The organism is Maribacter sp. 1_2014MBL_MicDiv, assembly GCF_001865655.1.
Taxonomy (GTDB): Bacteria; Bacteroidota; Bacteroidia; order Flavobacteriales; family Flavobacteriaceae; genus Maribacter; species Maribacter dokdonensis.
Genome location: NZ_CP011318.1, coordinates 2,999,368 through 3,012,388, shown reverse-complemented (window position 1 = coordinate 3,012,388; position 13,021 = coordinate 2,999,368). Strand labels below are relative to the sequence as shown.

The 13,021-nt window shown below is 36.9% G+C and carries 10 protein-coding genes; 2 read left to right on the top strand and 8 right to left on the bottom strand.

Annotated elements, in window-relative coordinates; genetic code table 11:
• Window positions 1-8 precede the first annotated feature (8 nt).
• Window positions 9-1,682 (bottom strand): asparagine synthase B, encoded by a 1,674-nt coding sequence (gene asnB, locus YQ22_RS12670; RefSeq protein WP_058103668.1) that lies wholly within the window; start codon window positions 1,680-1,682, stop codon window positions 9-11.
• A 247-nt stretch (window positions 1,683-1,929) separates the two neighbouring features.
• Here asnB and YQ22_RS12665 point away from each other — a divergent pair, with 247 nt between their 5' ends.
• Complete coding sequence (locus tag YQ22_RS12665) at window positions 1,930-2,469, top strand: DUF2911 domain-containing protein (RefSeq protein WP_071341489.1); 540 nt, start codon at window positions 1,930-1,932, stop codon at window positions 2,467-2,469.
• A 66-nt stretch (window positions 2,470-2,535) separates the two neighbouring features.
• On the opposite strand, the gene YQ22_RS12660 is transcribed toward YQ22_RS12665, so the two are convergent.
• The 5 genes from YQ22_RS12660 to YQ22_RS12640 form a co-directional block, all read right to left on the bottom strand.
• Entirely contained in the window at window positions 2,536-4,110 is a 1,575-nt protein-coding gene (locus YQ22_RS12660; RefSeq protein ID WP_232231184.1) for an amidohydrolase, read from the bottom strand.
• Between the two features lie 149 nt (window positions 4,111-4,259).
• The gene (locus YQ22_RS12655) at window positions 4,260-4,688 is read right to left on the bottom strand and encodes a hypothetical protein (protein ID WP_071341488.1); all 429 of its coding nucleotides are present in this window, start codon (window positions 4,686-4,688) and stop codon (window positions 4,260-4,262) included.
• A gap of 78 nt (window positions 4,689-4,766) precedes the next feature.
• Window positions 4,767-6,584, bottom strand: a complete 1,818-nt coding sequence (locus YQ22_RS12650; RefSeq protein WP_071341487.1) for a DUF885 domain-containing protein — start codon at window positions 6,582-6,584, stop codon at window positions 4,767-4,769.
• A 76-nt stretch (window positions 6,585-6,660) separates the two neighbouring features.
• Window positions 6,661-7,419, bottom strand: coding sequence for an NYN domain-containing protein (locus YQ22_RS12645; protein ID WP_058103672.1), 759 nt, complete (start codon window positions 7,417-7,419; stop codon window positions 6,661-6,663).
• Window positions 7,420-7,497: 78 nt separating this feature from the next.
• Window positions 7,498-8,802: an MFS transporter gene (locus YQ22_RS12640; protein ID WP_071341486.1), complete on the bottom strand. Its 1,305-nt coding sequence runs from the start codon at window positions 8,800-8,802 to the stop codon at window positions 7,498-7,500.
• Between the two features lie 83 nt (window positions 8,803-8,885).
• Between YQ22_RS12640 and YQ22_RS12635 the strand changes: the two genes are divergently transcribed.
• Window positions 8,886-9,668: an NIPSNAP family protein gene (locus YQ22_RS12635; RefSeq protein WP_071341485.1), complete on the top strand. Its 783-nt coding sequence runs from the start codon at window positions 8,886-8,888 to the stop codon at window positions 9,666-9,668.
• Here the strand turns inward: YQ22_RS12635 and YQ22_RS12630 are convergent.
• Window positions 9,665-10,768 (bottom strand): OmpA family protein, encoded by a 1,104-nt coding sequence (locus tag YQ22_RS12630; RefSeq protein ID WP_198033481.1) that lies wholly within the window; start codon window positions 10,766-10,768, stop codon window positions 9,665-9,667. The genes YQ22_RS12635 and YQ22_RS12630 overlap by 4 nt on opposite strands.
• A gap of 135 nt (window positions 10,769-10,903) precedes the next feature.
• Complete coding sequence (locus tag YQ22_RS12625) at window positions 10,904-12,916, bottom strand: hypothetical protein (RefSeq protein ID WP_071341484.1); 2,013 nt, start codon at window positions 12,914-12,916, stop codon at window positions 10,904-10,906.
• Between the last annotated feature and the right edge of the window lie 105 nt (window positions 12,917-13,021).

The following is a 13,021-nucleotide window of genomic DNA, read 5'->3' as shown; positions in this document are numbered from 1 at the left end:
TTCAAACCCTATTGCTTAACGTATGCATCATCATGAACAAATGCAACCGCTCTACCAGATGGATCGTTCATGTTCTTGAATGCTTCATCCCATTCTAGAGCAATTTGAGTACTACAAGCTACAGAAGCTTCTTGTGGTACGCATAACGCAGCAGCGTCTGAAGGAAAATGCTCTTCAAATATGGAACGGTAATAAAATTCTTCTTTTGATGTAGGTGTCTGTAATGGAAATCTAAATTTAGCGTTCGCCAATTGCTCATCGCTCACCTCTTGGTTTACCACTTCTTTCAAAGTATCTATCCAACTATATCCAACTCCATCAGAAAATTGTTCTTTCTGTCTCCATGCAACACTTTCTGGTAACATATCTTCAAAAGCCTTTCTTACGACCCACTTCTCCATACGTTCACCGTTGATCATCTTATCCTGAGGGTTGATACGCATAGCAACATCCATAAATTCTTTATCCAAGAAGGGAACTCTACCTTCTATTCCCCATGAAGCCAAAGACTTGTTCGCCCTTAAGCAATCATACATATGCAGCTTACTTAACTTACGTACGGTTTCTTCATGAAATTCTTGTGCATTAGGTGCTTTGTGGAAATATAGATATCCGCCAAACAACTCATCTGCACCCTCACCGGAAAGTACCATTTTAATACCCATAGATTTTATGACACGCGCCATTAAGTACATAGGCGTAGAAGCTCTAATGGTGGTAATATCATAAGTTTCCAGGTTATACACTACATCTTTTATAGCGTCTAAACCTTCTTGTATAGTAAATTTAATTTCATGGTGTACGGTTCCAATATGATCAGCTACCTTTTGTGCAGCAGCCAAATCTGGAGATCCCTCTAGACCCACCGAGAATGAATGTAATTGTGGATACCACGCATCTGCAGTATCTCCACTCTCAATACGCTTTTGGGCATATTTCTTAGCTATTGCGGAAGTTACCGAAGAATCCAACCCGCCAGACAATAATACACCGTAAGGCACATCAGACATTAATTGTCTATGAACAGCAGCTTCTAAGGCTTCTTTAATTTCCTTAATACTGGTTTCGTTTTCCTTAACCGCATCATACTCCATCCAATCCCTGGAATACCATTTCTTAAGTTCACCGTCTGAACTATGCAAATAATGCCCCGGAGGAAATAACTCTATTTTAGTACATGTACCTTCTAAAGCTTTTAATTCTGATGCTACATAGAAAGTACCGTTTTTATCCCATCCCATGTATAATGGAATAATCCCCATATGATCACGAGCTACAAAATATTCGTCCTTTTCCGCATCATAAATTGTGAAACCAAAAATTCCGTTCATTTCATCAATAAAATCAACACCTTTTTCTTGATAAAGCGCTAATATAACTTCACAGTCAGACTCCGTTTTAAAATCGTACTTACCTTCAAACTGCTTACGTAATTCTCTATGATTATATATTTCACCATTGGCAGCCAATATCAATTTACCATTAGGACTCAATAATGGTTGTTTTCCAGAAGCTGGATCTACAATTGCCAAACGCTCATGAGCTAAAATGGCTTTATCATCAGCATAGATACCACTCCAATCCGGACCTCTATGTCTAATCTTTTTTGACATTTCTAAAAGTTGAGGTCTAAGTACTTCAGTACTTTCCTTAACATCAAATGCACATACTATTCCACACATAATCTAATTATTATATCAATTATGATACAAATATCTAGTTATAGTTTCAATTAACAAACATATATTCTAAATATACTTACAAATTGTAATTATAAAATTCATTTTATATTATATATGATAGATTTTAGAAGCAATTAACGTTCTAAATATGGCGAAATGTAACTTTCCAAAATTTAACTTCTTTTTATAAATATCACTGTAAGGAACTGCTTAGTTTTATGACCTAGAAAAAAACTAAACAATAATTATGAAAAAAGTATTTACACTCGCAACATTAATGTTAGCTGTAGTGATGACCACTTCGGTATCTGCTCAAGATTTCTCTGGTATTGACAAAAGCCCTATGGATATGGCTGCTTACCCAACAGATTACAAAGTTTCTGAAAAAGCGGTTCGTATTATTTACGGTAGACCTCAATTAAAAGGTCGTTCTATGGACGAATTGGCTCCTACTGGTAAGGTATGGAGAACTGGTGCCAACGAAGCTCCGGAAATTACTTTCTACAAGGATGTTAATTTTGGAGGTAAAGATATCAAAGCTGGTACTTATTCATTGTTCACCATACCTGGTGAAGAAGAGTGGACCGTAATTTTAAATAAGAATTTAAACCAATGGGGTTCATATTTTTATGATGAATCTGCAGATGTTGCACGTGTAAAAGTACCTAATGGTTCTGATAGCGCTTCATTAGAAGAATTCTCAATTGCATTCAAAGATGCTAAAGGTAGTACATCTTTAGTAATGGGCTGGGATAAGACAAGAGTTGCAGTACCAATTACAATGTAATTTTAAAGTACACAGTATTAAAACAAAAACCTCGGTCCTAGACCGAGGTTTTTTTATGCTTCTTTATTATCTAACAATACCATCTATAAACGTTTGTTCTGCCTTTATAGTGGGAATTTCATTTAATGGTATGGTCATCATATCTTTATCATAGATAACAAAATCGGCAGATTTACCAGGTTCTATACTTCCTTTCTCTTCTTCTTCAAAATTTGAATAAGCTGCCCAAATAGTCATTCCTTTTAAAGTCTCTTCCCTAGTCAAGGCTTCTTCCATTTGAAAACCTCCTTTTGGAAATCCACTCGTATCTTGTCTGGCCACTGCTGCATAAAAGGTTAAAAACGGACTAACATCCTCTACCGGAAAGTCTGTTCCCAACGCTATAGTACCTGCCTTGTTCAACAAGGTCTTAAAAGCATAAGCCCCTTTTACCCTGTCTCCCAAACGATCCTCTGCCCAATACATATCACTAGTAGCGTGTGTAGGTTGTACTGATGGAATTATACCGCTTTCAAAAAAATCAAAATCGTTATCGGTCAATACTTGGGCATGCTCAATTTTCCAACGTCTATCCTCTTTACCCTGTAACACTTTTTTATATGCTCTCAAAACAGCAACGTTTGCAGAATCACCTATTGCATGGGTATTCATTTGGTATTCCGACCGTGCCAATTTTTCCGCTAGAGCTTCAATTTCATCTACAGGCGTTATCATAGCACCAAAATGATTGGGCAAATCACTATACTCTTCTTTTAGCGCCGCGCCTCTAGAACCCAATGCCCCATCACCATAAACCTTAACAGACCTAACGTTCAATCGGTCGGTTTTAATTGGTCCTTTGTTTATATAATAATCAACATCTTCTTTATTATTACTGACCATTGCATAGATTTTTATGGATAGCTCACCGGCCTGCTGCAAACTATCAATAAGCTCTATGGTATTTCTATCCAAACCTGCATCGTTGACAGTAGTTAGACCGTGGTTTAAACTAATTCTTTCAGCATCTTTCAATGCCTTAATTTTATCATTTAAACTTGGTGAAGGCATAATACTATCAATCAGTTGCATAGGGTTATCAACCAAAACTCCGGTAATACCAGAATAGCCATTCTCCCATTTCTTCACAATTTCACCACCTTCCACTTTGGTACTCCAATCAATACCCGCCATGTCCAATGCTTTTTGATTCACCAAGTAAGCGTGACCGTCTACACGTTCCAATGCAACAGGAATATCAGGAAAAATAGTATCTAATTCGGCTTTAGTAGGGAATTCTTTAACCTCCCAATCATTCTGATCCCAGCCTCTGCCCCTCAAAAATGATTTAGGATTTGCTGCATGAAACTCCTTAACACGTTCCAATACCTCATCAAAACTCTTGGTACCCACTAAATTTACAAGTTGTTGATTAAGCCCTAACCCATAAAAGTGGCAATGTGCATCAATTAATCCAGGGGTAATTGCCCTACCATCAGCATCTATTAACTGATCAGAGGTATACACATCCCTAATTTCATCTGTAGTACCCACAGCAATAAACTTACCGTCTTGAACGGCAAAAGCTTGGGCTTCTGAGAAAGAATCATCAACAGTATAGACCTTGGCATTTACAATAACCAGATCAACTTTTTCTTTCATGAGTTCGCAACCTGTTAAAATAACAAGTAGGATTGGAAGTAGTTTTTTCAAAACGATATAGTTAGTTAGCAACATTACAAAGCAAACATGAATAAGCATGCTTCAAATAATATTGAAAACTAAGTATTTTTTCCTAAAGTTCTAAATATTTATTGTCCAGGTAGTTGACGAACGCCAAAAATTTCACTGGTACCTATTGCAGAATAACTTTCTCCTACAATTTTATCATTCTCTACGACCAATACAAACGACACACGTTTTAGCCCTTCAAAATTTACATTGAAATTAATACCATTATCCTTAACCACCACATCTTGACCTGTAAGCATACCGGTTCCAAGTTTTAAGGCAACATCATAGGAATCACCTTTTTGGGTAATAAAGAACATACCTTTCTCATAAGGTGCATCCACATTTGTCATAGTATATTTCCAAACTCCCAAAACAGAATCTGTACTTATCAAAACTATCGTTTCTTTTGCAACAGAATTTTTATACGGATAATTTTCCGTAGTTGTAAAAGAGCACAAAACAACGCAAAGCGCTATCACTTGAACTATAAATTTAATGGTCTTCATTAATGGCTATGTTAAACTATAATTTCTAAACGTTGATTCTCATTGATTATTACACCTGTTAATTGGTCTTTAAGCACCTTACATTTCTTGTTGTGCGATCCAATTATCTATCTTCTCTTCTAATAATACCAAAGGCAAACTCCCAGAATTTAATATCTGACTATGAAAATCCCTTATATTAAAATTGTCTCCCAAAGCTTTTTCTGCCTTAGTTCTCAATTGTCTGATCTTTAATTGACCCATTTTATAAGATAAGGCTTGCCCCGGTGTTGCCATATACCGTTCAATTTCAGCAATTATGCTTTCTTCAGATTCTGCCTCGTTATCCAAAGAATATTGTATGGCTTTCTCCCTACTCCAGCCTTTTGCATGAATACCGGTATCTACCACTAATCTTATAGCTCTATGCATCTCCATACTCAACATGCCAAAATATTGATAAGGGTCAGTATAAATTCCCAATTCCTTGCCTAACGACTCTGCATAGAGAGCCCAACCTTCTACAAACACACCCATACTTTCAGGATGTAAAAACTCTGGAAGACTATTGTTCTCTTGCTGTAAGCTTAATTGAAAATGGTGGCCCGGTATGGCCTCATGTAAAAACAACGCCTCATCATGAACCATATTATACGCCTTTACATCTGGAATTGGCACATAAAAAATACCTGCCCTAGAACCATCTTTTGATCCAGGCACATACTCGGCACTGGCAGATGCTTCTCTAAACGCTTCAGTTCTTCGTACATTGAAACCTGCCTTAGGGGTTAAATTAAATAAAGAATCTATACGCACAGCTATGCGGTCATTAATGGCATTAAAATTTTCTATAACCTCTTCTGGTTTAGAAAAAGGCATTAATTCTTTCTTATTTCTAAGAGAATTGAAAAAAGACTTTAAATCTCCCGTAAACCCAATCTCATTTTTAACAGCTTCCATCTCTTTGGAAATACGGTCTACTTCAGACAAACCCAATTCATGAATTTCATCTGCACTCATATTCGTAGTCGTATGTAATTTAATTAAATACTTGTACGTCTCCTTACCATTTGGCAAATCTAGCAAGCCGCTAGACGCTCTACATTTAGGCAAGTACTCATTTGTTAAAAAATCATTTAATTCCACATATTTGGGTGTCAACTTCTCCTGAACGAAATCTTCATAGTTACTTTTTAGAATATCCATATCTACGTCAGATATACCATCCGGAAAATTTAAAACGGGTTTAAAGAATAAATTATCTTCTAATGGAACATCTATAAAAGAACGAACTTGCGGCAACATTTTTAATGTCAATACCTTGGGCAATACAATACCTTTGTCCATGCCCACCTTCATCTTTGCTATTGACGTATCTAAAAAAAAAAGGTAATCCTCTAATCTACTGAGCCAGTTATTATAATCTTCTATGCTTTTAAAAGGCTGAACACTGGTACCACCTGCCAATTGCGCCACGTACAAATGCAACGATTGAATTTGAAAAAGGGGCATTAACTCAAAACTGGGCAGATCATAAATTGGTGAAGCCACAGTAACCATTGGATTCATGACACCTTCTAGTTTTACATTACAATCCCATTGCATTACGCGAAGACTCATGTAGTCTTCCGCACTGATTTGAGTGGAATCATACTTACCTAACTCCTCTAAGAAGTGGGTATACCAATCTTTTAAATGTAAAATATAGTCGTCTGAAATGTAATTAGCTATGGTGTCATTATACTCATAATAACCAGCTTTGGTAGCCTCTATAGGATTAATTCCTTTTTTGAATTCATAAAATTCAGCAAACACCTCAGCAATTGGTCTTGCTAAATTTACTTGCTCTTTTCTTGAGGATTCTTTACATGACCCCAAAATAATAACAACAGCCAAAAACCACAGCTTACGATACATAGCATTTTAATTTGTACTGAAAAATACAAACTAATATGATCGTTTTAAAACAATAGTAATGAAATACAGTTTTGTTTTACTTTTTTGCCTTTGAAGAAACCTTTTCCTTAATTTTTACGTAAATCAATTTTTTACGCCCTTTGGAGTCCTCACGTCTTTCAATTTCAAAATGTGGGATGGAATTGATCAAAGGCGTCAATTTTTGAAATCCATAATTACGAGAATCAAAATTGGGTTGCTTTTTCTGAAGTAAACTACCAACATCACCTAAAAAAGCCCATCCGTCATCATCGGCTACATCGTCAATAGTGGTGGCAATAAAGCGTAATGCCTTTGGGGTAATTTTATCAACGGTATTTTTTTCAGTAGGGGTCTTATTGTTATCCGCAGCTTCTTCTTCGCTTCTACTTTTAAGAATTTCAATATAGATGAACTTATCGCAAGCCACAATAAATGGATTGGGTGTTTTGCGTTCACCAATTCCAAAAACCTGCATACCTGCTTCTCGCAATCTTGTTGCCAGTCTTGTAAAATCACTATCACTACTTACAATACAAAATCCGTTTACCTTACCAGAATATAAGATATCCATAGCATCGATAATCATAGCAGAATCGGTTGCATTCTTACCTTGGGTATACCCATATTGTTGAATAGGTGTTATGGCATTCTCCAGCAGTACGTTTTTCCATTTTCCCAAACGCGGATTGGTCCAATCGCCATAAATACGTTTAATGGTAGGGTTGCCATATTTGGCAATTTCTTCCATCATTTCTTTTACATAGGCAGAAGGTATATTATCCCCATCTATCAGTACCGCTAAATTCAAATCCATTTGTAGTGTTTTTGTAAAGATAGATTGATTTCTACTTGAACCACAATATGTTGACCGATAAAGTTAAAAATGATTTTTTTACTGCGGATTATTGGCTTTCAAGGATCCAATAACCAGAAAGAACAAGAATGCCAAACCCAAATAACTAACCATTTCATAAGACCCAAAGGTTGATAGACAAAGGCTAAATATACTAGGCGCCAAGGCACTTGCCAATATTAAAAAACTCATTATTTTACCGGTTATACTCCCCAAATGTGCCCTCCCGAAAAACCTTGGCCAAGCTACGGCATTCAAAACGGCAAAGAATCCGCCCAGGATACCAAAACCGGCAATTAACATAGGTACGCCAGCAGCTGTAGACAACAATAAAAACCCTAAAGAAGCCAGAAAACCACCCATTAACATTAGATACAAATACAATTTCAAAGGTAGATAATCACTTAAAAAATTGAATATAGTAGAGACGGTAACCGCTACTACAGATCCTGGCAAGAAAATAGAAATGGCATCTTCCTTGGCAAAACCTTCATGTGTAAAAATAGACACCACATGAAAGGTAAGTCCCGTAATAAAAAAGCTGTTAAAGGCAAGTGTAAGTCCGTACATCCAAAAAGCCCTTTCCTTTTTAGCTTCGGTAAGGGTAAACTGCTTTGTAACTACTTTTTGTTTTTCATCTTCGGTTGAAAGCGACTTTGCACCATCTGGCAATAGACCATGCTTCTCTGGAGATATTTTATAGAAAGTGTAAATAAATATGCTGAACAGTAAAAGCCCAATAGCTAAAAATTGCCAAGTACTTTCCCATCCATAACCTTCAATAAGCCCATTTACCCATAAAGGTGAAGAAGAAAACCCAAAGGAAAGTGCCACACTACTAAATGAGTTGACTTTACCCCTGTTATTATCGAACCATATCATAATTACATTTCTAGATGCCATGGTCAAAACCCCTTGACCCGCAAAACGAAGCATAAAGAACAATACGGTCATTAATACAAAGGGCACCATCCAAGTATCTACCGATAATAAATCTTTTATATAAGAACTCATTATTGCAGACCAAGAACACAAGAATAAGGTAACACCCAAAGTTATGGCAGCAAAGAAAGCTACATAACGCGCCCCATAGGTATCAAACCAAACACCTGCCCTACCAATGACCAAGGAACTGACAATGGTACCGATCATATAGGCATTACTAAATTGATTACGGCTAAGCCCCAAGGCATCTTTCACGGGATCGGTAAAGACAGAGACACCAATAGTTTGCCCAGGTATACTACAATAAATCCCAATAGTACCTATGAAAAGAATAACGTAGCCATAAAACACAGGGCTCTTGGCTGGATCAATAAGCGGTTTTTGAAAAATATTGTCCATCGAAACTATACTAGTACAAAAGTACAGCATCGTAATCGTTCATTTTATCATTAACTTGTTGTTTTAATCCAAATTCAAATTTCATGAAGTATAGGTTTACGCTATCAATCGTTTTATTGTTTTTTATCACTTGCGGCTCATTTACAAGTTTTGCACAAGAACAGGAATATTACCAACTAAAAACATATACCATAAAGAACGATACTCAAGAAAATATGGTAGACCATTACCTAAAAAATGCCTACTTACCAGCGTTAAAAAGAATGGGAATCAACAATATTGGCGTCTTTAAGATAATACCCGGCAAGTTTACAATAAGCAATAAAATCTACGTATTAATTCCGTTTCAATCCTTGGCGGAGTTCAATAAATTAGAAGCTATGCTAGCGGTAGATAAAACCCATTTATCCGCGGGTGATGAATACATTAATGCAGCGCACGACAACAAACCTTATGAACGCATCAGCTCAGTGTTGTTACGTGCATTTTCCGATATGCCAAAAATGAAGCCCAGCACGGTAGATGGTCCACGAGCAAACCGAGTATATGAACTTAGAAGTTACGAAGGACCAACAGAAGCCATGTACCGTAGAAAAGTAGATATGTTCAACGAGGGCGGCGAAGTGATACTTTTTGAAAATTTAGGTTTTAATGCGGTTTTTTATGCCGATGTCATTTCTGGAGATAAGATGCCCAATCTCATGTATATGACAACATTTAGTAACATGAAAGAAAGAGATGCTCTTTGGAAAGATTTTGGATCGTCCGATAAATGGAAGGAAATTTCTGTGTTAGACAAATACCAAAACACTGTTAGTCACGCAGATATTCACCTATTGTACCCAACAGAATATTCAGATTATTAATTAGGATTACGAAGTACAAATTCTACACGCCGGTTGAGAAATCTACCGGCTTCCGTTTTATTGGTGGCTATTGGCATTGAACTACCCAAACCTATGGAGGATATCCTATTTATGCCTATTCCGTTTTCAGTCAAATAGCCAACGATTTCGCTTGCACGTCTTACTGACAATTTTTGGTTAAAACTATCAGAGCCAATATCATCGGTATGTCCACGTATTTCAATATGAACAGTAGAATTTTTCTTCAAGTAAAACAGCAATAGTTCCATTTCCAGTTGATGGTCTCCTCTTATCTTAGCTTTGTTAGAATTGAAATACACATCTTTAAAAACATGAATACTGTCTAACTCGTATTCTTTTAATTGAACATGATCACTTAACGGTTCTGAGTTCACATTATACACAGAGACCATATCTAAATAATAGTAAGAACCTTTTGTTATTTCCCTTTTGGTCTGATATTTCTGTGTGCGCCTATTGTTTTTAAAATTACCGATGACCATAAAGTTTTCGGTTCCGTTGGCTTCATAGGTGGTGGTCAATTTCACCCACTTAATTTCATCGGAATAGTATTTGGAATAGGATATTACTAGCTCTTTGGATTTTTCTCCTTTTAATTTAGAAAATTGTAACCCAGATAACACCTTATTCGTAGCAACTTCAACAGGAAGCTCGGTAAAACGGATACCAAATTCTTTGACCGCAAAGTCTGATCGTTCCGCCAGGCTTACATAAAAAGAAATTGTGTAGCGTTCGCCTTTTACCAACGTAGAGCTTAATTGCGCTTCAATATACTCACGATAGTCATTGGGGGCGTACATATAAAATCCGACATAACCTTCACCGAAATCTGCAGGTTGTTTGCCATTAAAATTCTCGGGAGTACCCATAGCTACACTACAACCATTAAAATAATCCGTAGTCCCTTTAGTGGGCATTTTCCAATGTATCACATCTTTTTCCAAATTGCCCAATGCAACGGGACATTGCTTATAGTTTTCAAAACTAGGGTTCAATACCAAATTCTGACTCGCTAAAAAAAATGGTATGCACAGCGCAAGCAAAAGCAGAAGATTTAGATATGGTCTTATAGTTAACATGCGCATTAAATAGTTTCCCTAAAATACAGAAAAGATAAAATATGGCCGTTTTGCCAAATTTTACGCATAAAAAAAGCCCTTCTCATCTCAAAGAAGGGCCTTACTAACAATAAAAACCAAACCTTATTTTTACCTTTAATTGTTGTATAAGTAAATTGATGCAGCAGAAGCAAGATCATTACTAACCGCTGGTGTAACATTACCACTAGCATTTAAAGCATCTGAGAAGGAAAGTACCTTACCGTTACCTATCTCTGCAATGAACACTGTTTTTGTTTTGTGGTCGTAAGCTACATCTATTGGGTTACCCATTTCAGTTAAAGAACCGGCAACTCTTGTTTGCTCGGACAAGGCCAATGAACCGCCGTCATTTATTGCTGTCAATTTAGCCGAAAAATCCTGGGTTACTTGAAAACCACCATCTGTATTGGCATCTGCAGCATCTCCTATATCCGTCATCACCAACACATCATCAGCTTCGCTATAATCTATACCGTGTGTTCTTACAATACCGTCTACCGTAATTCTTTTTGTTGGTGTAATAGCACCATCAGCGGAAAAAGCGGTCAAGAAATTGTCATACACAGCTAAATCACTTGTGTTATCTACTACAGCCAATAAGCTATTGCCCATAAAAGTAATTCCCCAAGTGTTAAAACCGGCATCAAAAGTATTCAACAAACTAAAACTAGAACCGTTATATTCATATACGTAGAACTTATTTTCCGAATTACTTGACACTACCACCTTATTACCAAAAACAGCAATTTCCCTAGGGCTAGCCAACTCCGCACTACCTGAAAAATCCGCAGCAATATTTGCAAGATCGGTTACCGCAGAAAAACTACCATAAAACTCCAACGCCAAGCCAGATCTTGAAGCCTGTATTATAGCATCATTAAAAGCATCATAATAAATACCTTCTGTAGCATCAGATCCTGTGGCAACAGTTTTAGCTAGCATACCAGAACCGTCATAAATACTTACATCACCATTGGCAGTACTCGTCGCATATAATCTTGTTGCCCTAGCGTCACTAGAATCTCCTGTATTACCATCTGTTTCATCACTACTGAAATAAATAGATGAAGCCATTGCCAAATCTTTGTTGAAAGACGGAGACACATCGCCACCAGAACCTATAGAGGTAAATCCTAATACTTTTCCATTTCCTATTTCAGAAACATATACTGCATCGGTTTCAGAGTCGTAGGCAACATCAATAGGGTTACCCATTAAAGTTGATGAACCCGCTACTCTTACCTGCATTCCTATGGGTAATAATTCACCATCTGATAATGCATCGAATTTTGATGAGAATTCTGAAATTACATGAAAACCACCATCTGTGTTTGCATCTGTAGCATCACCAATATCGGTCAATACCATAACATCATCCGTACCATCATAAGTAATACCGTGTGTTCTTACAATACCTTCAATAGTAACTCTTTTAGAAGGTCTTAAAATAGCCGAGTTGGCGTTAGAAAGAAAATCATAATAAACTGCCAAGTCGCCCGTAGTATCAACAACAGCGTATAAATCATCACCTTTAAAAGTAATACCCCAAACCGGGAACGGTACTACAACGGTATTCATCAGTGTAAATCCGCTGCCTGTATTTTCATATACAAAGAATTTGTTAGACCCATTATCGGCCACTACAAAAGAACTTCCGTTTACCGCTAATTCTCTTGGGCTTTCCAAATCTGCCGCTCCTGTGAAGGAAGAAGTAATGGCATCACCATCAATTAATGTATTAATGTCCGCAAATGCTTCTAATTCTAAGTCGCTTCTAGATGCCTGATAGACCATATCGGCCGTAGCATCATAATAAATACCCTCTGCAGCCGTAGTTGTGGTCATATATGTAACCAAAGAATCTCCGGTAACGCTATATCTTGATATGTTTCCGTTTTCGTTATTGGTAACAAAAAGATCAGTTCTACGTCCTAAAACTGTCATTCCGTCTCCACAAGGTTCGCACATAGAACCACCACAATCAATACCGGTTTCATCACCGTTCATTACACCATCATCACAGGTGGCATCTGGATTCATATCTACGATGGCGTCATCATCATCACTGCAAGAAGCAATGAAAAGGGCACCTATAAGTATTGCTAAATAAAAAATAGATTTCTTCATAATTTATATTGGGTTTAATAGTTGAATTGCCCATACTTACGAAGTGAACTATTTGAGGTTTGTTTTAATGTGTTAAAAATATACTAAAACCAAAAACGCCTAAGT